The sequence below is a fragment of the Lactococcus termiticola genome (assembly GCF_003116835.1).
Classification (GTDB): domain Bacteria; phylum Bacillota; class Bacilli; order Lactobacillales; family Streptococcaceae; genus Lactococcus; species Lactococcus termiticola.
This window is the reverse complement of the sequence record NZ_BFFO01000009.1, coordinates 19,573-44,712: the sequence shown is the minus strand read 5'-3', so window position 1 is coordinate 44,712 and position 25,140 is coordinate 19,573. Positions and strand designations below refer to the sequence as shown.

19 protein-coding genes are annotated in these 25,140 nt (G+C 46.9%); 15 read left to right on the top strand and 4 right to left on the bottom strand.

Features of this window, described 5'->3' with window-relative positions; translation table 11 throughout:
• The first annotated feature begins 247 nt into the window (after positions 1-247).
• Positions 248-601, top strand: coding sequence for a hypothetical protein (locus NtB2_RS07040; RefSeq protein WP_125194993.1), 354 nt, complete (start codon positions 248-250; stop codon positions 599-601).
• A gap of 99 nt (positions 602-700) precedes the next feature.
• On the opposite strand, the gene NtB2_RS07035 is transcribed toward NtB2_RS07040, so the two are convergent.
• From NtB2_RS07035 to thmT, 4 genes are all read right to left on the bottom strand, one after another.
• Positions 701-1,285: an ECF transporter S component gene (locus tag NtB2_RS07035; protein WP_109246242.1), complete on the bottom strand. Its 585-nt coding sequence runs from the start codon at positions 1,283-1,285 to the stop codon at positions 701-703.
• Position 1,286: 1 nt separating this feature from the next.
• Positions 1,287-1,841 (bottom strand): phosphopantothenoylcysteine decarboxylase, encoded by a 555-nt coding sequence (gene coaC / locus NtB2_RS07030; RefSeq protein ID WP_109246241.1) that lies wholly within the window; start codon positions 1,839-1,841, stop codon positions 1,287-1,289.
• Entirely contained in the window at positions 1,834-2,532 is a 699-nt protein-coding gene (locus NtB2_RS07025; RefSeq protein ID WP_109246240.1) for a phosphopantothenate--cysteine ligase, read from the bottom strand. Before NtB2_RS07025 ends, coaC begins: the two co-directional genes overlap by 8 nt.
• A 256-nt stretch (positions 2,533-2,788) precedes the next feature.
• Positions 2,789-2,968, bottom strand: coding sequence for a 2-hydroxymuconate tautomerase (gene thmT, locus NtB2_RS07020; RefSeq protein WP_109246239.1), 180 nt, complete (start codon positions 2,966-2,968; stop codon positions 2,789-2,791).
• Positions 2,969-3,072: 104 nt separating this feature from the next.
• Between thmT and NtB2_RS07015 the strand changes: the two genes are divergently transcribed.
• The 14 genes from NtB2_RS07015 to rpoC all read left to right on the top strand — a co-directional run bounded on the left by NtB2_RS07015 (position 3,073) and on the right by rpoC (position 24,640).
• Positions 3,073-3,642, top strand: a complete 570-nt coding sequence (locus tag NtB2_RS07015; RefSeq protein ID WP_109246238.1) for a thymidine kinase — start codon at positions 3,073-3,075, stop codon at positions 3,640-3,642.
• Between the two features lie 12 nt (positions 3,643-3,654).
• Positions 3,655-4,131: a YcxB family protein gene (locus tag NtB2_RS07010; protein WP_109246237.1), complete on the top strand. Its 477-nt coding sequence runs from the start codon at positions 3,655-3,657 to the stop codon at positions 4,129-4,131.
• Positions 4,132-4,143: 12 nt separating this feature from the next.
• A complete protein-coding gene (locus NtB2_RS07005) occupies positions 4,144-4,581 on the top strand; it encodes a hypothetical protein (RefSeq protein ID WP_109246236.1) in 438 nt (145 codons plus the stop codon).
• A 26-nt stretch (positions 4,582-4,607) separates the two neighbouring features.
• Positions 4,608-5,078, top strand: coding sequence for a YcxB family protein (locus NtB2_RS07000; protein ID WP_109246235.1), 471 nt, complete (start codon positions 4,608-4,610; stop codon positions 5,076-5,078).
• Positions 5,078-6,151, top strand: coding sequence for a peptide chain release factor 1 (gene prfA / locus NtB2_RS06995; RefSeq protein WP_109246234.1), 1,074 nt, complete (start codon positions 5,078-5,080; stop codon positions 6,149-6,151). The genes NtB2_RS07000 and prfA overlap by 1 nt, the downstream gene beginning before the upstream one ends.
• A gap of 401 nt (positions 6,152-6,552) precedes the next feature.
• Positions 6,553-7,164 carry a hypothetical protein gene (locus NtB2_RS06990; protein WP_109246233.1) on the top strand — a complete coding sequence of 204 codons (612 nt, stop codon included), beginning with the start codon at positions 6,553-6,555 and terminating at the stop codon, positions 7,162-7,164.
• Complete coding sequence (locus NtB2_RS06985; protein WP_109246232.1) at positions 7,154-8,824, top strand: coiled-coil domain-containing protein; 1,671 nt, start codon at positions 7,154-7,156, stop codon at positions 8,822-8,824. The genes NtB2_RS06990 and NtB2_RS06985 overlap by 11 nt, the downstream gene beginning before the upstream one ends.
• Before the next feature lie 15 nt (positions 8,825-8,839).
• A complete protein-coding gene (locus NtB2_RS06980) occupies positions 8,840-10,069 on the top strand; it encodes a toxic anion resistance protein (protein ID WP_109246231.1) in 1,230 nt (409 codons plus the stop codon).
• 33 nt (positions 10,070-10,102) lie between these two features.
• Positions 10,103-10,918 (top strand): peptide chain release factor N(5)-glutamine methyltransferase, encoded by an 816-nt coding sequence (gene prmC, locus NtB2_RS06975; protein ID WP_109246230.1) that lies wholly within the window; start codon positions 10,103-10,105, stop codon positions 10,916-10,918.
• Between the two features lie 41 nt (positions 10,919-10,959).
• Positions 10,960-11,571, top strand: coding sequence for an L-threonylcarbamoyladenylate synthase (locus tag NtB2_RS06970; RefSeq protein WP_109246229.1), 612 nt, complete (start codon positions 10,960-10,962; stop codon positions 11,569-11,571).
• Between the two features lie 328 nt (positions 11,572-11,899).
• Positions 11,900-13,153, top strand: coding sequence for an FtsW/RodA/SpoVE family cell cycle protein (locus NtB2_RS06960; protein ID WP_109246272.1), 1,254 nt, complete (start codon positions 11,900-11,902; stop codon positions 13,151-13,153).
• Positions 13,154-13,275: 122 nt separating this feature from the next.
• Complete coding sequence (locus tag NtB2_RS06955) at positions 13,276-16,686, top strand: pyruvate carboxylase (RefSeq protein WP_109246227.1); 3,411 nt, start codon at positions 13,276-13,278, stop codon at positions 16,684-16,686.
• 278 nt (positions 16,687-16,964) lie between these two features.
• Entirely contained in the window at positions 16,965-20,564 is a 3,600-nt protein-coding gene (rpoB, locus tag NtB2_RS06950; protein ID WP_109246226.1) for a DNA-directed RNA polymerase subunit beta, read from the top strand.
• 443 nt (positions 20,565-21,007) lie between these two features.
• A complete protein-coding gene (gene rpoC, locus NtB2_RS06945) occupies positions 21,008-24,640 on the top strand; it encodes a DNA-directed RNA polymerase subunit beta' (protein WP_165814979.1) in 3,633 nt (1,210 codons plus the stop codon).
• The last annotated feature ends 500 nt before the right edge of the window (positions 24,641-25,140 follow it).

The window sequence follows — 25,140 nt, the reverse complement described above, 5'->3', positions numbered from 1 at the left end:
TGCTGTTGTATATTTTTGGCAACAATGGCGTCAATCTAAAATTCAAAATGTTTTTGATGAAATGATACAGTTTTATGATCAAGGCGAGATTAAATTGGGGTGGAAAAAGTTGTCGAGTAATACATTCTTTAAGACGGAGATGTTTTTCGAGACAGAGGCAATCTACTTAGCTGAGGAGACTGATGTCAAACGTGTCTTTGTTCAATTTCGCAAGTCGAGTACAAAAAGTGTTGCTAGCGTCCGCTTGTTGCATCAACGTAAGATTGATGAGCAAATTGTATTTACGGTCAGTTTAGACTATTTGCCAACTAATAAAGCTTTTTATCCTAGATGGCAACTTGATGAAGTCTACCTTTCAATCGAGGACAAAGAGAGATTATCTCGCTTACTTAACCGTAACATACTAGAAGAGGCTAAAAAATATAAGGGGATTCCTAAAATCAAAGCTAAAGGCTATCGATTCGAGTTATTATATGATGAAGCTAAAAAGAGTATCAGTGATATTCTCATTAAAGATTACCTGGAGCAAAATTTGCAATCAAAATATAGTTTGACGGATACTGGCTACTGGAATATTATGAATGATGAAAGATATTTTTAGAGCTCAATCAAAAGTCTTTTCAATCAGTAAAAAAGGTCTGGCTCATAGTAGAGCTAGACCTTTTTAATTCTTCTTGGACATGTTGAAGGGAGTGTTATATTATTTAATAGCCTTTTCCAAGGCTGGCACGATGGCCATAGTCAAGATAATTGCAATGACAACCTCAGCCAAAGAATTGACCGTCACGATAGAAGCGATGAAGGCTCCAAAGGTCTGGTGCAAAGTCTCGTGGAAGAAGAGGTAGATAAAGCCGAGGACCAGGACGGTATTGGTCGCGGTGCCGACAAAGGCAGCAAGGCCTGCTCCGGCATAGTTCTTAGCAATTTTATAAATAAAGAAGGGGAAAATCCCGATGAGAATCCGGGGCAGAAAGGCGATGACCAGGGCAGAGAGCGAGCCGTGCTGGGTCGCTGGATTGGGCTGGAGGGGGCTAAAGAGGAAGCTGGACGGACTGGTCACAATAGTGGCGTTGATAAATGAAATCAGGCCCATCACGAAGCCAAGGATAGCTCCCTTACGCCATCCCAGGATAATCGAAGCGATAATAACCGGAATATGGAGCAGGGTTGGCTTGATTGGCACTGGCCAAAAGCTATAGATGATTTGGCTCAAAAATTGAATCACAATCATGATGGCGATGAAGATGGCAATAATGGCAATGTCGTTAGATTTTGATTTTCTCATTTTAGATGGTCTCCTTATTTAGCAATGCCTGATGAATGGCGGAAATAATGTCCGGCAACTCGGCGAGTGCCCCGCTCCCAAAGTCGCCACAGGCCAGCAGGGCCTCTCTGGGCTGGACCTTTTGATAGCCGACCTCTTCTAAGATGGCCAGATTTCTCTGGGTCAGTGGATTGGCGTACATTTCTGTGTTCATGGCAGGAGCGATGAGCTTGGGCTTGCCAGTCGGCAGGGCTAGGGCAACGCTGGTCACGATGTCGTTTGCCGCACCATGGGCCAGGCGACTGATGGTATCAGCTGTGGCAGGGGCCACGATGAAGACATCGGTCTGCTTGGCCAGCTCGATATGGTTGACGACTTCGGGCCGTTCTTCGTTCATGATGTCGGTGTGGACATGTTGCTTCGAGAGGACCTGGAGGGTCAGAGCGGGGATAAATTGCTGGGCTGACTTGGTCATTAGGACCGTGACCTGGTGGCCTTCCTTGGTCAGGAGATTGGTCAGGTCGGCCGCCTTGTAGGCGGCGATAGAGCCTGTGACCGCAAGTGTGATATTAGCCATGGAGGGCCTCCTCTGTCTGTGCGACCAGGGCTTGGGCGATTTCTGCCTTGGTCTGGAGTTTGGTCATCTGGTCTGACTTATCAATCAGCCAGGCCTGGTGCTGGTCTTTAGAAATCTGCTCGAGGTCATTGGCCAGGATAAAGTCGGCCTGGGCCTCGTCTCGCTTGGCTTTGGCGACAGTGAGCAGTTCTTCTTGAGAAACGCCGACCAGGAGCTTGAAGGCAACGAGAATCGCCTTGGGGTTCCAGTTCTTGATGAGCTTGATGACCTTTGGTGTCTTCTCAAGCAGGATAATCTGCTGCTCGGCGGATGAAGCCGTCTTCTTTTCCTGCTTGACTTGGAGCTCGGTCAGCTTCTGGACAGGGAAATCGGCGGGGAGGCTCTCGAGGTCGGTCATGAAGACCGGCCGGTAGTCTGAGACAGCCATGCTGTGGATGATGACGTCAGCCCTTGGGACTTCTGCCTGCATGGCCTTGATGAGACTGTCAACATTTGTAATGTCAATAATCTTGAGGCTGTTATGAGACTCTGGTCGCTTGGCCTGGGGGGCTGACAGGTAGATGACCTCGTGGCCAGCTTCAAGATAGGCTTCAGCCGTGAGGCAACCGAGCGAGCCTGTTGCAAAATTGCTGATGCCCCGGACCTCGTCGATTTTCTCGACAGTCCCGCCAGAACTGATGATTACCCGCATTGTGAACCCTTTCAGAATTGATAGCACTATTTTATCATGTTTTTTCTTAATATTCGAGCTGGAAAGCTTAAAAATTGCGACAAAAAAAGCCAGGATTGGGCTGGCTTTTTCCTGCTATTGAGGTCGCTGTGTTAGAGAAATCCTGGGAATGCAGTGGGGACACAAGCGAAGGCTCTGCCTTCCACTGGTTTTTCAGGATTTCTTACACTTCGTTCAAAGACATAAAAAATGATTTAAGCTAAGAAAAGAAGCTCGCTTACTTACGAGCTTCCCCTTCAGGATAGTGGTTTTCAGGCTTCATGTCCCGGAAAATCACGTGGATGGCAGATTTAGGAGCATTGGCGTGCTTCATGAGTGTTTCTGCGATTTCTTTGGCCACGATGGCCTTTTGTTCAGGCGTCCGGCCTTCGACGAGTTCGATAGTTACGTATGGCATTATTTATACCTCCTTTTCCTATATTTTAACACATTTTCATTCAAAAATTTCATCAAAAAAATATGCTATAATAGTATTCAGATTATTTTCAGAAAAGGGCAGTCATGAGCAAGCTTTACTTCAAATACGGGACCATGAATTCCGGCAAATCCATTGAAATCTTAAAAGTTGCACACAATTATGAGGAGCAGGGCAAGCCGGTCTTGATTATGACCTCAAGCCTGGACACTCGTGCAGGTGTGGGCGTGGTGGCTAGCCGGATTGGCATGCAGGAAGAAGCTGTAGCCATTGACGACAAGATGCAGGTCTACGACTATATCGCCGGACTAGATGAAAAGCCTTATTGTATCTTGATTGACGAGGCACAATTCCTTTCAAAAGCGAATATCTATGACTTTGCCCGGGTGGTCGATGAGCTCCATGTGCCAGTTATGGCTTTTGGTCTGAAAAATGACTTCCGCAATGAGCTCTTTGAGGGCTCAAAATATCTCCTACTTTTGGCTGATAAGATAGAAGAAATCAAGACCATCTGCTGGTACTGTAGCAAAAAGGCGACCATGGTTCTCAGGACCGTTGACGGCAAGCCGGTCTACGAGGGCGAGCAGGTCCAGATTGGTGGCAATGAGACCTATATCCCGGTCTGCCGTAAGCACTGGTTTAAGCCGGAAATCTAAGAGGGGGCGGCTATGAAAGATTTTTATTTTAAGGGAGAGTTGACAGCTGAGATTGTGCAGGGCCTGGCCCTTCGCTCGACCAAGCGGACCCGGATGATTCTCTGGGGACTGGTCGTGCTCTTTTGGATTGCCGCAATGCTTTATTTTCTCTTTCTTAAGGGGAATTTGTTCCTGTCGGCCGGCCTCTTTACGATTTTTGTCCTTGGTGTAGAAGCCTATATCCGGCTTTCTGTTGTCCGGACCTTTAAGAAGACACCGCTCTTGCAGGGTCTTCAAGAAACCTGGCTCAATGATAAGAGCCTGCGGATTAAGAATAAAAGCGGTCAGAGAGAAATTAAGGCTGAGCAATTTAGCAAGATTAAGATTTCAGAAAAAGCAGCTGACTTTTATATCAATAAGCAACAGGCCATCAGTCTGCTAAAAGACTGGCTCCAGGATGGTAACTGGGCGGACTTTACAAAGTTGGTCGAAGAGCACTGGATTAAATAGGAAGGAATAAGCATGTTCTATCATTTCAAAGGCACAGTCACCAAGGAGGATTATATCCGGACCCTGCGTCCCGGCCTTAAGTTTTCTCTGATTGCTTTTAATGTATTGTATCTTGTCATGTTTATCATTAATTTAACGACGGGTTTTAAGCTCCCCTTTATGATTTTCCTGATTGTGATCTGGGCCCTGCTCAATCTAGGAATTTATTATTCGCCAAAGCTAATGGTAGGGCGCTTTAAGAGTCAAAACGTCGACTTTTACATCACAGAAGAACAGCTCAAGGCCCAGGGCAAGTTGAGCCAGTTTGTCAATCTTGGCGATATGCTCCTTCTGGTCTACGGCAAGCAAGGGACCATGATTTTTAAGAAGGAACACCTGCAGGATTTGAGTCAGTGGGATGTATTTGTTGGCATGACGACTAAATTATGGAAGGAAAGAAAAAAAGCCTAGGCTTTTGTTTTTCTTGAGGAAAGTAGATGCAGTTTGAACTAGAGGGTAGCTTTGAGCTCGAGGATTATAGGCAAATGACGAAGGGGGACATGAAGCAAAGATATGTTTCTAACGCTTTGCTCTGCTTAATTGTTTCTATCAGTTGTTATATAGTGCTTTTCCGTTCGCTATTATTTGCTATTGCAATATTTGTAGTCGTTTATTTTATCAGAATCTTTAGAGTTAGAAAAATGCTCACGAAGAATTATGCATCAAATAAGCTATTAAATCTCTCTAGGCGCTATATTTTTGATGACAAGGAATTAAGCCAGGAATCAGAGCTGGGTCAGACAATCTACCGGCCTGACCTGATTCACAAGGTCGTCTATGACAAAGAGACGATAATGTTATATATGGGAAGCAATCAAGCCATTTTTTTGAAAAAAGACTGGCTCAAGACAGGCAGTTGGGAAGATTTCACTGCCTATATTAAAGAAAGTTGGGATATTAAAAAATAATGTTTGATCAATTAGAATCAATGATTGGCCGCTATGAAGAATTGGGCGAGCTTTTGAGTGACCCTGAGGTTGTGGCAGATACGAAGCGTTTTATGGCTTTGTCTCGTGAAGAAGCGGGATTGCGCGACACCGTGGCGACCTATCAAGAATATAAGAAAGTTCTTGAGACCATTTCAGACTCTGAAGAAATGCTGGGTGAATCAGGTCTTGACGATGATATGAAAGAAATGCTCAAAGAAGAGCTTTCTGAAGCGAAATCAGCGAAAGTTGACTTGGAAGAAAAAATTAAAATTTTACTCCTGCCCAAAGACCCCAACGATGATAAAAATATCATCCTCGAAATCCGTGGTGCTGCTGGCGGTGATGAAGCGGCCCTCTTTGCGGGTGACCTGCTCAATATGTACCAGCACTATGCAGAGTCTCAGGGCTGGAAGTTTGAAGTCATGGAGGCCTCAATCACGGGTATCGGTGGCTACAAGGAGGTCTCTGCCTTGATTTCAGGGACCAGCGTTTACAGTAAACTCAAGTATGAGTCAGGTGCTCATCGTGTGCAACGTGTTCCGGTCACTGAAACCCAAGGCCGTGTCCACACCTCGACAGCAACTGTCCTTGTCATGCCTGAAGTCGAAGAGTTTGATTATCAAATTGACCCGAATGAAATCCGGACTGACATCTACCATGCCTCAGGTGCTGGTGGACAGAACGTCAATAAGGTCGCGACCGCTGTCCGCATGGTCCACTTGCCAACAGGCATCAAGGTTGAAATGCAGGAAGAACGGACTCAACAGAAGAACCGTGATAAGGCCATCAAACTCTTGAATACCAAGGTCTTTGACTACTATCAACAGATCGAGCTGGACAAGCAAAATGCTGACCGGAAGTCGACCGTAGGGACTGGTGACCGCTCTGAACGAATTCGGACCTATAACTTCCCACAGAACCGGGTGACCGACCACCGGATTGGCCTGACCCTGCAAAAACTGGATACGATTTTGTCTGGGAAGATGGATGAAGTGATTGATGCTTTGATTGTTTATGACCAGACGGCGAAGTTGGAAGAGTTGAATAGATAAGCGTAGAATAAAGCTCTTAACTTGGAGGTCATTTAGACTGTTGATTAGGTCCGTTGCATTTCTTCCACTCCACTCATTTTATTTGCTTTGGAAATATTTTTCCACAGCTCTATTAAAAGGAAACGGGATTTCATTTCCACGCAGAAAGTCCTAAAAAGGAGGGCTTTTTTTCTTGCTGTTTTTTGCAAAAGATAGTGTAGAGAGATAAAGTTTTTGTTATAATTAAGATTACAATAACATTGAACGAGAGATAAAGGATAATAATGTCTAGGAATCGCTTAACTCTACACACACACACACACACACACACACGGTAGGCTTCGCCAGCCCTCTTTTTCGTCATCCATTAAAAAGGTCGACTTTTTTGTCGGCCTTTTTGCTGTTCCAGAAAGGAGAATCAAATGAAATTTGATTTGAAGAAAATGCCTCTCATTTGGAAGTTGGTCATTCTGATTGTAGCAGTTTTACTCACCATCTTCTTCGTTGCACCAATGATTATGATTTTCATGCTCCTGATCATTGGACTGATTGTAAACTTATTAATTAAACGTGTCCGTCAAGAAAAGCAGATTATTGAAAAACGACGAACAGTCGGAAGGCTGAAAAATGAGTTGATTTCAAAAGAGAATTCTTGGGCAGAACTGAAAGAGGCTTCTGTTATTCAGGCCCAGGAGTTTTTCCCAGAAATCAAAGAGCAAACAGAAGATATTTTCCAAGATGAAGAAAAGATTCAAGTCCTTCTTGAGGAATCAAGCCTTTCTAAAAACAAGGAATATCAACAGATTCAGCAGCTTGGTTTTCAGCGGTTTATTGTCATATTTAACAGCTGTATCAAGATGAAACGAGTGCCAGATGACTTTGAAGATGTTCAACGTCGTCTATGTGAAGGAAGAGAAAAAATCTCGACATATGCACAAAATCTTAGACAGCTTGTTAGAGATTTTAATGAAGAGGATATGAGAGACTTTGAAGTTGCCCTTAAACAAATGGAAGGAGGCAGCAATGGTCAGTAAGATTTCAATCGAAGAATTAGAAGCGGCAGGCCGCCTCCAAACTCTTGATGTTAAAATTGATGGGATAGACTATCAGATTGTTAAATACAGAGCACCTTTAGGACGCTCAGGCAAGCATTTTATCCGAGTCTTGCAAGCTGGTCAAACTGTTTCTAATACCAAAAATATTTTAGGGCAGATTTTTAATACCTTTCAGTTTCCAGCTGAACAATACAATGAAAATACAAATATTCTTGGCGATCGGCTCCTAGTCATGATTCCAGCGAAGATTAAAGAGATGCAAGAAGCACAAAGGCAGGAAGAGTTACGTAAAGAACAGCAAAGACAGCAAGAAATTCAGCTTGAGCAGCAAAGGCTACAACAGCAGAGGGCGGAAGAAGAGCGTCAGAGAAGGCTTGCTGAGGAAAAAGAGAGAAAAGCCAGAGCCTTGGCAGAGCAAGAGAAGCGAGTGAAAGAAGCTGCGGCTCAAGAGAAGGCTAGAAAGGCTAATCTTGACCTAGAAGAGCAGTATGCTGCTTACAGCAAAATTTTTGACCTGAAAACTGTAAAGCAGCAGGAAGAAGCTGAGCTGAAGGTTCTTGAGCAGAATCGAAAATTCAAACTGCCGAGTAAGATGACCTGGATTTCTATAGCGAGTCTCTTTGTGGCGATGCTTGTAGGAGGTGGACTTTCAGCCAATGCAACTCAACTTCAACAGCAAAGAGATGCTTTGAAACAAGTTGAAAAGCAGTTGAATCATCTGGATAAGTCAGAGGTCTCAAAAGAAACTAAGGCTGAGATTAAGAAGGAACTTTCTGATACCAATGAGATTATCAAGGCTAAGAGCCTTGATAATATGAAGGCTGAAAGTAGCCGACTGGAGGCGCTTAGCAAGAAGGCTTCAGGGGAAAGCAGTCAAGTTCAAGAGCTCTTACAGAGAGCAGTTCGCTTGGAAAGTCAGTCTTCAAAAGAAGATAAGGACCAACTCAGTGATTGGGAGAAGAAAGCGAGTGATTATTCCTCTATAAGCAGTTATTCATCAGATTTTACCCATCTGATGGATTTGGTTGAAGCCCATAATAATAGAACGACCAGTATAGCTTCGATAGATAAGATTTTGGCTGATAAAGACTTATCTAAAGCCAATAAAAAGCTTTTGACTGATGATATCCAAAAACTTAAGAAGGCATCAACAACTGATGACATTACTTCCTTGATTGGAAAACTAAGCACAGATTCGTTGACAGCACAAAATCAAATTGAAGATACTGTAACTAAGCGGAAGGAAGATGAAAAGAAAGCAGCCGAAGCCCAGGCGGCTGCAGAAAAAGCTGCAAAAGAAAAAGCGGCTCAAGAGGCAGCTGCAGCGGCCGAAGCCAAGAAGAAGGCTGATGAAGAAGCAGCCGCCCAGGCAGCCGCTCAAAAGAAGGCTGCTGACGATGCTGCAGCTCAAGCAGCTCAGGATGCACAAAATGCACAAGCAGCAGCTCCAGCAAGCTCAGGCTATACAACATCAGCGGGCTGGGCTAATGCTGAGTCAGGAATGTGTTTCTACAGGCCTGATTCAGGGAAATATTATGTAAGTGTAAAAAATCCTGGTAACTATCAATATATCAGTATTTCGGAAGCTGCTAGCATGGGAGGGACCCCAGGACATAGCAACGGCTCAGCACGCAATTAGAAAGAGGAGTCAAAAATGACTGACGCATTCAATATCGATGGGATTATCGCAGAAAGTTTAGAAACAAAGAATGAAGTTCAAGAAACATCGGAGGTGAAATCTCAAGAGGGAACTAACTTTTTGACCTCGCTTCCAGCAGAGACTCAGCTTAAAATCAAGAATGAAACGCCTGCTTTGGCTAACAAGTTTGTAGAGGATGAGAATTATCTTTTAGAATTTGGCACACAGGCTGTAGAAAACGTTAATCGCTTGGTTAATCGAATTTTAGATGAGCAAAGAAAAATTCAACTTCCAGAAATTGATGATATTTTAAGAAATGCCAATCGAGATCTTAAAGGTTTTTCTACAAAATACGGTGAAATCAAACAGGCCGACCTCGATAAGGAACCAGGTTTACTTGAAAAGCTCTTTAGAGGCGGAAAGTCTAAACTAAATGACCTTTATTTTGATGCTAAAAACGTCGAAGAAAAAATGGATGTTCTTGCAGCAGATATTGTTAAACAGGAGGACCAGCTTTCTAAAAATATCATATCAGGTCAGATGTTGGTTGAAGAAAACAATAAATCTATTGAGCCTTTGATTGGTGTGATTGCCTTGATTGAGTCCAGCCAGCTAGAACTTGGCTCGAGAGCTGAAAAACTGAAAGCAAAGCTGGATGGAGCGAATAATACCAGTCCAGAAACGGCGGCTCATCAGGATGAATTAACACGAGTTACTGATGTTATCAATCGTTTAGAACAGCGACATACTGAGTTTCTTGGCCGGCTTTATGTAGCTTGGGCTAATACTCCGGCTATGCGAAACCTCATAAAGACCTCATCTGACTTAAAATCTAAACTTTCATTGGTACGCCTTAATACATTGCCAACCATGAAGTTGACCATTGCTCAGCTAGGTTTTCTTCAACAGGCTAACGCAACGAATAAGGTGGCGAGCTCTATTGATAAGGCTAATAATGATGCCTTGCAAATGCTTTCGGCTACTTCAGAAAAGGTTATACCTGAAATTGAGCGGACAGTTCAAAATCCGAGCTTGACTGTGGAGACAGTAGTCAAAATGGCAAATTCTATTGTTGAACAAAACAGTGCCTTGATTGATGCTATCAGTGATGGGCGTATGAAGCGAAAAGAAGTAGAAGATGCCATGGTACAAAATGCCCAAATTATCACGGATAGCAGTAAGTTGAAAGATGAGAAAATCATTTCAGTCATTACTGAAAAGGCAAAATTGCTTGATGAGAACTAAGCTAAGTTTATAGAAAACTGATATACTTAGAGCATGCTTTGGATAGAACTCACCCGAAAATTATCAGAAAATCTAAAAGAACCCTTCGAACTTGAATTCGTCTGGCGACAACAGCATGAACTCAGCAAGCTTGACTGGCTTAACCTCATGCGGGAAGAAATCTCTGAAGAAGATGAGACTACACTCAAAGCCATCGCTGACCGCCTCGCCAAAGACGAGCCTCCCCAGTACATCATCGGCTGGGAGGACTTTGCCGGCCTGCGTTTTAAGGTAGACGAGCGGGTCTTGATTCCACGTCCTGAGACGGAGGAGCTGGTCCAGATGATTTTAGAGGAAAATCCCCATCAGGAGGCCTTGAGCGTCCTCGACATCGGGACGGGTTCAGGTGCGATTGCTATCAGCCTGGCCAAGGCCTGCCCCAGCTGGAAACTGACGGCCAGTGACCTGTCAGAATCTGCCCTCGAGTTGGCTGGAGAAAATGCCAAGGCTAACCAGGTCCAGCTTGAGCTGGTCTGCTCGGATGTCCTGGATGACATCGCTGGGAGCTTTGATTTGATTATCTCAAATCCGCCCTATATCAGTCCTGATGATAGGGATGAGGTCGACGCTTCGGTCCAGAAGTTTGAGCCCGATTCAGCCCTCTATGCAGAGAATGATGGCTATGCCATCTATGAAAAAATTGCCCAGCAGGCTCCTCAGCATCTTGATGAAGCCGGCCGTCTTTACATGGAGATTGGCTACAAGCAGGGCGAGCGTCTCAAGGCGATTTTTGAGACGGCCTTTCCTGAAAAAGAGGTCAGTGTCATCAAGGATAGCTTTGGCAAAGACCGGATGTTAAAAGTCTGCTAGGCAGGCTTTTTTCCTTGTCTCGATTATGCTAAAATAGAAGGATGAAAAATGAAGCCATCACAGCCCTAAAATCTGGCCAACTCGCTATCCTCCCGACAGAGACCGTCTACGGCCTCTTTGCTGATGCGACCAATCAGAAGGCCGTCGAGCGACTCTATGCTGTGAAAGGCCGACCTGTCGAAAAGGCTCTGAACCTGAATGTCTCAAGCTTCGAGACCATCATGCAATACAGCCAAAATCAGCCAATTTACCTAGAAAAGCTGGTCAAGACCTTCCTGCCTGGCCCGCTGACCATTATCTTAGAGGCCAGTCCAGCAGTGCCGGAATGGATTCATATCGGCAAGTCAACCGTCGGCTTCCGCATGCCTGCTATCGATGAGACCCAGGCCGTTATCCAGTCTGTCGGCCTCTTGGTTGGCCCTTCGGCTAATTTGACCGGTCAAGCTAGCCCTAGATATTTTGCCGACCTCTCGCCAGAAATCAAGGCAGCTTCAGCCGTCGCTATCCAGGATGACAGTATCTCAGGCCTTGATACGACCATTCTTGATTTGACTGGTCCTGAGCCAAAAATCCTGCGGCAGGGAGCACTGAGCTGGGATGAGCTGGTTGAGAAAGTGCCTGAGCTCTGTGCATTTCCTGAAAATGCGGGATGAAAAAATGCTATAATGTAGGAAAGCTTACCTTATCTCCACTCTTCTTACTAAGTAAAAGTCAGTTGACTGGTATTGAGTGGAGTTTTAGCTTTTTTTGCAAAAAATGCCATGTCAAAGGCAAATCTGGAGACCAAAGGGCTCCAGATTTAGCAATGGCAAGGAGGAAAGCTCCGCTTTCCTTATCTGCAGATGCTTTTGGAGGGCTCTGGCTCTCAAAGGCTCCCCCTAGTCGCCTTGTTGGCTCAGGGTCCTGAGCCAATCGCACTTGCGCCTCCATATCCTTAAACTAAGAATCACCACGAAATAGAGAAAAACAAAAATGCCTTTAATGAATGACGGATTAAAAAAATCCAATTTCTTAAATTATTCCATCCTCATCCCCTACCTCCTCCTGTCAGCCATTGGTCTGGTCATGGTCTTTTCGACGACCTATTATGCCCAGCTGGCCTTGGGAGGAAATCCTTATAAGCAGGTCATCAACCAGACGGCCTTCATGCTCTTGAGTTTTGTAGTCATTGCCATCATCTACCGGATGAAGCTCCGAGCCATCAAAAATCGACGGATGATTAGCCTGGTGCTGGTCTTCCTAGTCGTCTCCCTTCTGGCCTGCCGTTTTGCTCCAGGTGCCCTCTTTGCTCCGGTTAATGGGGCTAGGGGCTGGATTCATATCCCAGGAATTGGGACCATCCAGCCCGCCGAAATTGCCAAGTTCTTTGTGGTCTGGTATCTGGGTTCTATCTTTTCTGAAAAGCAGGACAAGATTGCTGAGCGGGACTTTGATGAGGTCTTCAAGGGTAAGACGCTCGGTCAGAAGTTCTTTTCGGGTTGGCGACTCCCCTTGTGGATCATGATTATCCTTGACTACATGATGCCCGACCTTGGAAATGCCGTGATTCTCATCCTCCTGATCTTTGTTATGGTTGGTGCCAGTGGTATTAGCTGGCAGTGGTTCAAGGGTTACGGGATTATTGGGACCGTTGCCTCCATCCTGATTCTGGGCTCGATGGTCATCTCAGGAGGGGCTCTGGCCAATCTCATTCCGATGGCCCACGTCCGGAGCCGTTTCATTGCCTTTGTCAATCCCTTTGCTGACCAGCAGGTCCTGGCGAGTGTCGGCCACCAGATGGCTAATTCTTATTACGCCATTGCCAATGGGGGCTGGACTGGACGCGGGCTTGGGAACTCGGTTGAGAAGATGGGCTACCTGCCTGAAGCCACGACCGACTTTATCTTCCCAGTCGTCGTCGAAGAGCTTGGGATTATTGGAGCTATAATCATTCTCGGGATTCTTTTCTTCTTGATTGCTCGGATTCTACAAGTCGGTATTAAGGCAAAAAATTCTTTTAATAGCCTGATGTCTATCGGGATTGCTTCACTCCTACTGATTCAAATCTTCATTAACCTGGGTGGAGCCATCGGGATTATCCCAGAGACCGGTGTCACCTTCCCCTTCATATCTCAAGGGGGGTCGTCCTTCCTGATTTTATCCATCGGGATTGCCTTTGTCCTCAATATCTCGGCCGATGAGAAACGCCGGGAAATCACAGAATTAACCACAGAATATCGGGTCTTCCGTGGCTAAACAAAATAATGTTCGTGATAAAACAGTTTTTTAAGAAAAGCTGTTTTTTTCATCCGAATTTGACTTGAATTAGGCCTGGAAAGCTGAGATAATAAGAACATCTATAGAAAGTTAGGAATTGTATGGAAAAATTACTTGTTGCCAATCGGGGTGAAATTGCGATTCGGGTTTTTCGTGCGGCCAGTGAGCTAGGGCTCAAGACTGTCGCCATCTATGCCCAGGAAGATGAATATTCGGTCCACCGCTTCAAGGCGGATGAGGCCTATCTGGTCGGGGCTGGGAAAAAGCCGATTGACGCCTATCTGGACATGGATGACATCATCCGGATTGCATTGGATGCCGGTGTTGACGCTATTCATCCGGGTTATGGTCTCTTATCGGAAAACCTGGACTTTGCCAGCAAGGTCCAAGAGGCTGGCCTGACCTTCATTGGCCCAGAGCTTCGACATCTGGACATTTTTGGCGACAAGATTAAGGCTAAGGCTGTGGCCATCAAGGCTGAAGTCCCTGGGATTCCAGGGACAAATGGGGCAGTTGACATTGATGGAGCCCTTGCTTTTGCCCAGCAATACGGCTATCCGGTCATGATTAAGGCGGCCCTTGGCGGTGGTGGTCGTGGCATGCGGGTGGCCAGAAATGACGCGGAAATGCGGGATGGCTACGAGCGGGCCAAGTCAGAAGCTAAATCCGCCTTTGGCTCAGCTGAGATTTACGTTGAAAAATACATCGAAAATCCGAAGCACATCGAGGTCCAGATCCTCGGAGACCAACACGGCAACATCGTTCACCTCCATGAGCGGGACTGCTCTGTCCAACGCCGGAATCAGAAGGTCATCGAGTTTGCCCCAGCTGTCGGGCTTTCCACTGAACTCCGTGAGCGAATTTGTGCCGCTGCAGTCAAGCTCTGCCAGTCGGTCGACTATGTCAATGCCGGAACGGTCGAGTTTCTGGTCAAAGACGATGAATTTTACTTTATCGAGGTCAATCCCCGAGTCCAGGTAGAACACACGATTACAGAGCTGATTACAGGGATTGACATCGTGACCAGCCAAATCCTGATTGCCCAGGGCAAAGACCTGCATGCGGACATGAGGATCCCAGAGCAGGCCGACATCCTCTCGATTGGTGCGGCCATCCAGTGCCGGATCACGACAGAAGACCCTGAAAATGGCTTCCTGCCTGATACGGGGAAGATCAACACCTATCGCTCGCCTGCAGGCTTCGGTGTCCGTCTCGACGGGAACGCCTATGCCGGTTATGAGGTCACGCCTTATTTTGATAGCCTCCTGGTCAAGGCGTCGACTGTGGCCCTGACCTTTGAAGAGGCCGTTGTCAAGATGAACCGGGTCCTTCATGAGTTCCGGATTCGGGGCGTTAAGACCAATATTCCCTTCTTGATCAACGTGGTTAATGACGAGCAGTTTACCAGTGGCCTGGCCCAGACGACCTTTATTGACAATACGCCGAGCCTCTTTGACTTTCCTCGCCTGAGGGACCGGGGCTCTAAGACCTTAAATTATCTGGCCAATATCACGGTTAACGGATATCCAGGCATTGACCGCCAGGGAAAGCCCCATTTAGAGCCTGCCAGACTCCCTGAGCTTGAGCTGCTCCAAAAGGAAACCGCAAAAAATATTCTGGACAGCCGGGGAGCAGAAGCGGTCGTGGACTTTGTCAAGGCCTCTAAGGAGGTCCTCTTGACAGACACGAGCTTCCGGGATGCCCACCAGTCGCTCCTTGCGACCCGCCTGAGAAGTCAGGATATGAAGGGGATTGCCTCAAGTATCGACCAGGGCCTGCCTGAGCTCTTCTCTGCTGAGATGTGGGGCGGGGCGACCTTTGACGTGGCCTATCGTTTCCTCAATGAAAGCCCCTGGCTCCGCCTGCGTGAGCTTCGCAAGCGGATGCCCAACACCCTCTTCCAAATGCTCTTTAGAGGAAGCAATGCCGTGGGTTACCAAAATTATCCAGACAATGTCATCGAAGAATTCATCAAGATTTCTGCCCGGGAGGGCATCGATGTCTTCCGGATTTTTGATAGCTTGAACTGGCTTCCACAAATGGAAAAATCCATTCAGACGGTCCGAGATGCAGGCAAGATTGCAGAGGCGACCATTTGCTATACAGGCGACATCCTGGACAGTAGTCGGCAGAAGTACTCGCTGCAGTATTATAAAGACCTGGCCAAAGAGCTGGAAGCGACTGGTGCCCATATTCTAGCCATCAAAGACATGGCCGGTGTCCTCAAACCCCAGGCGGCTTATCGTCTGATTTCAGAGCTCAAGGACACGGTGGACATGCCGATTCATCTCCATACTCATGATACTTCGGGAAATGGAATCATTACCTATTCTGGGGCGACCCAGGCGGGCGTGGATATTATTGACGTGGCCAGTGCCAGCCTCTCTGCTGGGACCTCACAGCCTTCGATGCAGTCGATTTATTATGCCCTCGAGCATGGTCCTAGACATGCCAAGCTCAATATTTCAAATGCTGAAAAAATCGACCATTACTGGGAGGATGTCCGCAAGTACTATGCTCCCTTTGAAGGCGGTATGACACGTCCCCAGACCGAGGTCTACAAGCACGCCATGCCTGGAGGTCAGTACAGTAACCTCAAGGCCCAGGCGACTGCTGTAGGTCTTGGCCACCGTTTTGATGAGGTCGTGGCGACTTACGAGACTGTCAATATGATGTTTGGCGACATTATTAAAGTCACGCCGAGTTCTAAGGTCGTCGGCGATATGGCACTATTTATGGTCCAAAATGACCTGACAGAGGCCGGAGTTTATGAAAAAGGCGAAAGTCTTAATTTTCCTGAGTCCGTCGTCAATTTCTTTGCCGGCAATCTAGGTCAACCCGTCGGTGGCTTCCCTGAAAAACTGCAAAAGATTATCTTAAAAGGCAAGCCAGCTCTGACTGACCGGCCGGGCCTCCATGCTGAGCCAGTCGACTTTGAGGCCATCCAGAAGGAGTTGAGCGAAAAAATGGGCTATGAAGCCCGTGACTACCATGTCATCTCCTACCTGATGTATCCTGAGGTCTTTCTGGACTATCAAAGACGCCTGGCTGAAATGGGCCGTGTGACCCTGCTAGACAGTCTGACCTTCTTCCACGGCATGCGCTTGGGCGAGAAGATTGAAGTGGAAATCCAAAAAGGAAAAAACCTCATCATCCGCCTCGATGAAATCGGCGAGCCAGACCTTGCCGGCAACCGGGTCCTCTTCTTTAACCTGAATGGTCAACGCCGTGAGGTTGTCGTCAAAGACCAGTCCATCAAGACGCAGATCACCGTCAAACAAAAGGCAGATTTGGCCAATCCCAAGCAGATTGGGGCCACCATGCCAGGATCTGTCGTTGCAGTCCTCGTCAAAGCAGGAGAGCAGGTCAAGCAAGGCCAAGCCCTGATGGTGACCGAGGCCATGAAGATGGAGACGACGATTGAAGCTCCATTTGATGCCGAGGTCTTGGCTGTAGAGGCTAAGGCTGGAGAGCCGATTCAAACGCGGGATCTTTTGATTGAGTTGAAGTAAGGGAGCTTGAAGACCAATCCCAAGCCTTGAAAAATTCCTCTAAAAATGCTACAATACTACTAATAGTTTGTCAGCAAATTCTGTGGGAAATATTGTCCCCATGGCTTTTGTAAGCAGCGAAAATCTCCGGATTCTCGTTGCTTTTTTGCCGTTTTAAGACCTAGAATCTTTGAAAAGTTATAAAAAAGACAAACTACTGACTATTCAGAATTTTTAAGTCTACGGCCTACTGACGAACTTTAGAACTTTATCTCACTACTTATACAAGGAGAAAAATCTTGGCAGGACATGACGTACAATACGGTAAACACCGTACACGACGCTCTTTTTCTCGGATTAAGGAAGCCATTGGCTTACCAAATCTGATTGAAGTGCAAACCGCAAGCTACCAAAACTTTCTTGACGAAGGCTTGGCAAATGTATTCAAAGAAATCTTTCCAATCGACAACTTCGCTGGAAATATGGAATTGGAATTTGTCGGCTATGAAATGAAAGCACCAAAATACACTGTAGAAGAAGCTCGCGCCCATGATGCGAACTACTCTGCACCTATTTTTGTGACTTTCCGTCTCATCAATAAAGAAACTGGCGAATTGAAGACGCAAGAAGTCTTCTTTGGCGACTTCCCACTTATGACTGAGATGGGAACATTCATCAACAACGGTTCTGAACGTCTCATCGTCAGCCAGCTCGTTCGTTCACCAGGTTCATACTTCCACTTGAAGACTGATAAAAACGGTCTTGAAAGCTATGGACATACCACAATCCCTAACCGTGGTGCTTGGTTCGAATTGGATACTGATGCCAAAGGGATTGGTTATGTTCGTATCGACCGTACTCGTAAGCTCACTTTTACTACAATGATGCGTGCGCTTGGTTTTGGTTCTGACGAAGAAATCCAAGAAATCTTGGGCGAATCTGAACTTTTGGCTGCGACACTCGCTAAGGATGTTCACAAGAACCCAGGCGATACTCGCGTTGAAGAAGCCCTCAAAGACATCTACGATCGTTTGCGTCCAGGTGAACCTAAAACAGCTGATAGTTCACGTGGTCTCTTGGTGGCTCGTTTCTTCGACCCACGTCGTTATGACTTTGCGCCTGTTGGACGTTACAAATTCAACAAAAAACTTGCCCTTAAAAACCGTATCCTCGGCTTGACCCTTGCTGAACCTATCGTTGATGCTGAAACTGGTGAAATCATCGTTGAAGCTGATACCTTGGTGACACGTGATGTTTTGAACAGCATTGAAGAATTGCTCGACAATGGTTTGAACACAGTCACACTTTACCCATCAGAAGATGCCGTAATTCCTGAAGCCATCGAAATTCAAACGCTTAAAGTTTACTCACCTAAAGATCCAGAACGTGTCGTAACTTTGATTTCTAACGGTCAAATTCCTGCTGAAAATCGCGTTTTGATGCCTGCTGACGTCATTGCCAACATCAACTACTGGCTTGGTCTTTCAGAAGGTATCGGTAAAGTCGATGATATCGACCACCTCGGTAACCGTCGTATCCGTTCAGTTGGTGAATTGCTTCAAAACCAAGTTCGTATCGGACTTTCACGTATGGAACGTGTCATCCGTGAACGGATGTCTTCATCTGAAAATGAAAACATCACACCTCAAGGTTTGATTAATATCCGTCCTGTTACAGCTGCTATCAAAGAATTCTTTGGTAGTTCACAGTTGTCACAGTTCATGGACCAACACAATCCGCTCTCTGAGCTTTCTCACAAGCGTCGTTTCTCAGCCCTTGGCCCTGGTGGTATCTCACGTGACCGCGCTTCATACGAAGTCCGTGACGTGCACTACACGCACTACGGCCGGATGTGTCCTATCGAAACACCTGAAGGACCAAATATCGGTTTGATTAACAACTTGTCATCCTATGCCAAGGTCAACGAATATGGCTTTATCATGAGTCCATACCGCCGTGTCGACCGTGAAAACGGCGTGGTTACTGAAGAAGTTGACTACTTAACAGCTGATGAAGAAGATAACTATACTGTGGCACAGGCCAATTCTCCATTGAATGAAGACGGCAGCTTTGCTTCTGAAACCGTTATGGCCCGCCACACCGGTAACAATATTGAAGTTGAAGCTTCTACTGTTGACTACATGGACGTGTCACCTAAGCAGGTTATCGCCGTTGCTGCCGCATGTATTCCATTCCTGGAAAACGATGACTCCAACCGTGCCCTCATGGGTGCCAACATGCAACGTCAGGCCGTGCCTTTGATCGATCCACACGCTCCTTATATCGGAACGGGTATGGAACATCAAACAGCCCGCGACTCTGGTGCTGCACTCTTGGCTAAACACGCTGGTACAGTAGAATTCTCAGATGCCAAGGAAATCCGTGTCCGTCGTGAATCAGGCGAACTGGACATCTACGAAGTGACAAAATACCGTCGTTCAAACTCAGGAACTTCTTACAACCAACGCACACTCGTTGAAGTGGGCGACAAGGTTGAAAAGGGTGATTTCCTGGCTGACGGCCCTTCTATGGAAAAGGGTGAAATGGCTCTGGGTCAAAACCCACTCGTTGCCTACATGACCTGGGAAGGTTATAACTTCGAGGATGCGGTTATCATGTCTGAACGTCTGATCAAAGACGACGTTTATACTTCTATTGCCATCGAAGAATACGAATCAGAAACCCGCGATACAAAGCTTGGCCCTGAAGAAATCACACGTGAAATTCCTAATATCGGTGAAGAGGCCCTTAAAGACCTCGACGAAGAAGGAATCATCCGTGTCGGTGCTGAAGTAAAGGACGGCGACCTCTTGGTTGGTAAAGTTACTCCTAAGGGTGAAACTGACCCAACACCTGAAGAACGTCTTCTCCGTGCAATCTTCGGTGAAAAAGCTCGTGAAGTCCGCGATACTTCACTCCGTGTCCCTCACGGTGGTGGCGGTGTCGTGCACGATGTCCGTATCTTTACCCGTGAAAATGGGGATGAATTGCCATCAGGCGTGAACAAACTTGTTCGTGTCTTCATTGCACAAAAACGTAAAATCCACGTTGGTGATAAGATGGCCGGTCGTCACGGTAACAAGGGTGTCGTTTCAAATATCGTTCCTGTTGAAGACATGCCTTATCTTCCTGACGGAACACCTATCGACATCATGTTGAATCCTCTGGGTGTGCCATCACGTATGAACATCGGTCAGGTTATGGAGCTTCACTTGGGGATGGCGGCGCGTACGCTTGACCTCCACATTGCAACACCCGTCTTTGATGGTGCGAGCGATGAAGACATCTGGGATACGGTCAAAGAAGCTGGTTTGGCAGAAGATGCCAAGACCATCCTCTATGACGGACGTACAGGTGAACCATTTGATAACCGGATTTCAGTCGGTGTCATGTACATGATCAAACTCCACCACATGGTTGACGACAAGCTCCACGCTCGTTCAGTTGGTCCTTACTCACTCGTTACACAACAACCGCTCGGTGGTAAAGCACAGTTCGGTGGACAACGTTTCGGTGAAATGGAAGTCTGGGCCCTCGAAGCTTATGGTGCTGCCAATGTCCTCCAAGAAATCTTGACTTACAAGTCAGATGACGTGGTGGGACGTACACACGCCTATGAAGCCATCGTCAAGGGAGAACGCATTCCTAAACCAGGTCTGCCAGAATCATTCCGCGTGCTTGTGAAGGAATTGCAATCTCTTGGTATGGATCTTAAGGTCCTCGACGGAGAACACAATGTCCTTGACCTCCGCGAACTCGATGATGATGCCATCCAAGCTCGTCAAAACAACGACGACATCACAGTAGAAATGCTCGAAGCACAAGAACAAGTCGTAGCCGAAGCCGAAGCCGCTGAAGCCGAATTGATTCAAGAAGCTGAAAGCACTGATGAGCACTAATTTTTATCTTTGAAGATTGTCCTTTTCGGGGCCGTTACGTTCCGTGTTTGAAGGCAATGAAGCTGTGACGCCGGCAGCGATGCCTTTGGCTTCCATGCCTAAATTGTGAGCCCCTACGGGTCTCCCAATTTGCGATATTTCATAGCTTATTGCCTCCAAACACTCCACTCCACTGTATGAGTGCCAGCAACTGCACGTTTGCGAAGCAAACGCCCGAAGGGCAACCTAAGGAAATTTTCTAGTAGTGGGAAGACAAGCAGCTCTGCTGCTTAGTCTTCCGCACAGGGGAGATCCGCAAGTAGCAATTCTTAGCCACTCGACGGCTCGCGTAAGCGAGACTAAGAGGGGCTTAGAATTGCTACTTGCGGATCTCCCCGAGCACTCCACTACTAGAAATATTTCCAAAATTGATAAATATTTATCCACAAGAAAGTGAGAAAAAATTGGTCGATGTAAATAAATTTGAGAGCATGCGTATCGGAATCGCATCTCCACAAAAAATTCGTTACTGGTCTTTTGGTGAAGTTAAGAAGCCAGAGACCATTAACTACCGGACACAAAAACCAGAACGCGAAGGGCTTTTTGATGAGCGTATCTTTGGTCCTCAAAAAGACTGGGAATGTGCCTGCGGAAAACTGAAAGGTGTTTTCTATAAAAACCAAGTCTGTGAAGTCTGTGGTGTTCAAGTCACTACTGGTAAATCTCGTCGTGAACGCATGGGTCACATCGAGTTGGCTGCTCCAACTTCACACATCTGGTACTTCAAAGGGATTCCATCACGTATGGGTCTTGCCCTTGACATGAGCCCTCGTGCCCTTGAAGAAGTTATCTACTTTGCAAGCTATGTGGTCATTGACCCTAAAGAAACTTCGCTTGAAAAGAAACAACTTCTGACAGAACGTGAATACCGTGAACAACTCCTGAAAAACGGTTTCGGTTCATTCGTTGCCAAGATGGGTGCTGAAGCGATTCAAGACCTCTTGAAAGATGTCGATATCGATGCTGAAGTCGCTGAGCTTAAAGAAGAGCTCAAGAGCGTTTCAGGTCAACGCCGTGTCAAAGTCATCCGTCGTTTGGACGTTTTGACAGCCTTCAAGAACTCAGGCAACAAGCTTGAATGGATGGTATTGAACGTCCTTCCAGTCATTCCACCTGATCTTCGTCCGATGGTACAGCTTGACGGTGGTCGTTTTGCCACTTCTGACTTGAATGATTTGTATCGTCGTGTTATCAACCGTAACAACCGTTTGAAACGATTGATGGAATTGAACGCACCAAACATCATTCAACAGAATGAAAAACGTATGCTTCAAGAAGCCGTTGATACCTTGATTGACAATGGTCGTCGTGGTCGTCCAATCACTGGTGCCGGCAACCGTCCGCTTAAATCTTTGAGCCACATGCTGAAAGGGAAGCAAGGACGTTTCCGTCAAAACTTGCTCGGTAAACGTGTTGACTACTCTGGCCGTTCCGTTATCGCTGTAGGTCCTACACTCAAGATGTATCAATGTGGTGTCCCACGTGAAATGGCGATTGAGCTCTTCAAGCCATTCGTCATGAGCGAACTCGTGAAACGCGACATGGCTGCCAATGTGCGTGCTGCAAAACGCAAGGTAGAACGTCAAGATGCCGACGTTTGGGACGTGCTTGAAGAAGTAGTGAAAGAACACCCTGTTTTGCTTAACCGGGCACCTACCCTCCACCGTCTTGGTATCCAGGCCTTTGAACCTGTCTTGATTGACGGTCGTGCCATGCGTCTTCACCCACTGGCTTGTGAAGCCTACAATGCCGACTTCGATGGTGACCAAATGGCCATCCACGTCCCATTGTCTGAAGAAGCCCAGGCTGAAGCCCGTATCTTGATGCTTGCTGCAGAGCACATCTTGAACCCTAAAGATGGTAAGCCTGTCGTTACCCCATCTCAAGATATGGTCCTTGGTAACTACTACTTGACCATGGAAGAAAAGGGTCGTGAAGGCGAAGGCATGATCTTTGCCACTGCTGAAGAAGTGGAAGTAGCCCGTCGTAACGGTTACGTTCACTTGCATACCCGCATTGGTATTGCTACAAAATCTTTGAACAAGCCTTGGACAAAAGACCAGGAAGATAAAATTTTGGTTACTACTGTCGGTAAGGTCATCTTCAACAGCATCATGCCTGAAGGAATCCCTTATCTGAACGAACCAACCCAAGAAAACTTGACCAAGCAGACCGACGACCGCTTCTTCATGGAGCTCGGTCAAGACATCCAAGAAGTCTTGGATGCTGTCGACACTGTCCTTCCATTCAAGAAGAAATACCTTGGAAATGTCATCGCTGAAGTCTTCAAGAAATACAAGACCACTGCGACGTCAGAATTCCTTGACCGCCTGAAAGACTTGGGTTACCACCAGTCTACACTCGCAGGTTTGACCGTAGGTATCGCAGATATCCCTGTCGTTGAAGACAAGGCTGAAATCATCGAAGCCAGCCACGAACGTGTGGCGCAAATCACGAAGCAATTCCGCCGTGGTTTGATCACAGACGACGAACGCTACAATGCCGTCACGACCGTATGGCGTGAAGCCAAAGAAGAACTGGAACGCAAGCTTATCGCTGGCCAAGACCTCTCTAACCCTATCGTTATGATGATGGATTCAGGTGCCCGTGGTAACATCTCCAACTTCTCACAGCTTGCCGGTATGCGTGGTCTGATGGCCGCTCCTAACGGTAAGATCATGGAATTGCCTATCATTTCTAACTTCCGTGAAGGTCTCTCTGTCTTGGAAATGTTCTTCTCAACTCACGGAGCCCGTAAGGGTATGACCGATACGGCCTTGAAGACTGCCGACTCAGGTTATCTGACCCGTCGTCTCGTTGACGTGGCCCAAGATGTCATCATCCGTGAGGACGACTGTGGCACAGACCGTGGTCTTGTCATCTCAGACATTGCCAATGGTAAGGAAATGGTTGAACCACTGTTTGAACGTTTGGTAGGTCGTTATACCCGTAAGACTGTAAAGCATCCAGAGACTGGTGCTGTCATCATCGGCGAAGACGAGCTTATCACTGAAGACATTGCCACTGAAATCATCAATGCAGGCATCCATGAAGTCACTATCCGTAGCGTCTTCACATGTAAGACACCACACGGTGTATGTAAACACTGTTATGGTGTCAACCTTGCCACTGGTGAAGCTGTAGAAGTCGGTGAAGCTGTCGGTACGATCGCTGCCCAATCTATCGGTGAACCTGGTACACAGCTTACAATGCGTACCTTCCACACGGGTGGTGTAGCCTCATCTGAAGATATCACACAAGGTCTACCTCGTGTCCAAGAAATCTTCGAAGCACGTAACCCTAAAGGGGAAGCTATCATCACTGAAGTGACAGGTACTGTTGAGTCTATCATTGAAGATGCTTCTACTCGTACCAAAGAAGTTACTATCAAAGGTCAAACTGATACTCGTTCTTACACTGTGCCAATGTCAGCTGAGATGCTGGTCGAAGAAGGGGAATTCATCCACCGTGGTGCACCTTTGATTACTGGTTCTATCGAGCCTAAGCACTTGCTTGAAGTCCGTGATGCACTCAGCGTTGAGACTTACCTGCTCGGTGAAGTCCAAAAGACTTACCGTTCACAAGGGGTTGAAATCGGCGATAAGCACATTGAGGTTATGGTTCGTCAAATGCTCCGTAAGGTCCGCGTCATGGACAACGGAGATGCTGATATCCTCCCGGGTACACTGATGGATATCTCAGACTTCGAGAAGGCCAACGAAAGCTTGCTCTTGAGCGGTAAGACACCAGCTACTGGTCGTCCTGTCCTCATGGGTATCACAAAAGCCTCACTCGAAACCAACTCATTCCTTTCTGCCGCATCATTCCAGGAAACAACTCGTGTCCTTACAGATGCTGCCATCCGTGGTAAAGAAGATCACCTTCTTGGTCTTAAGGAAAATGTCATCATCGGTAAGATCATCCCAGCTGGTACTGGTATGCAACGTTACCGCAACCTCGAACCACTTGCGAATTTGACAGGGGCTCCAGAGCCATTGCCAAAGGAGGAAGTGAAAGTCGAAGCTATTGAGGATTAACCTGAAAGTTCAGCTTGCAGCTGGGCTTTTTTTGTGTCCTGCGGACGGCTTTTCCCTTCGGGGCCACCTACGGTGGAAGACCCCTTCGGGATTGGGGATGTTTCTAATAATGGAGTGCTCGGTGAGCTAGCTGCGACTATTTCTAAGTGTCATTTAGTCTCGCCAAGGCGAGCCGTCATGCCACTAAGAAATAGTACTTGCGGATCTCACCTGCGCGGAAGACTAAGCAGCAAAGCTGCTTGTCTTCCCATTATTAGAAAATCCCCTAAGGATTGACCTTCGGCCCTTTTGCCTTGCAAAAGCCGCGAAGCGGTCCGCCGAAAGCGGGAGCGGAGCTCTAGCTCAAGGGGATTTTCTAGTAGTGGGATTACCGACAGCTTGCTGTCGTGTAATCCGCGGAGCGGAAATCCGCAAGTAGTGTTGCTTTGCCATGCGACGGCTCGCGTGAGCGAGACTAAGCAGGGCTTAGCAACACTCGAAGCTAGTTCCGCGAGCACCCA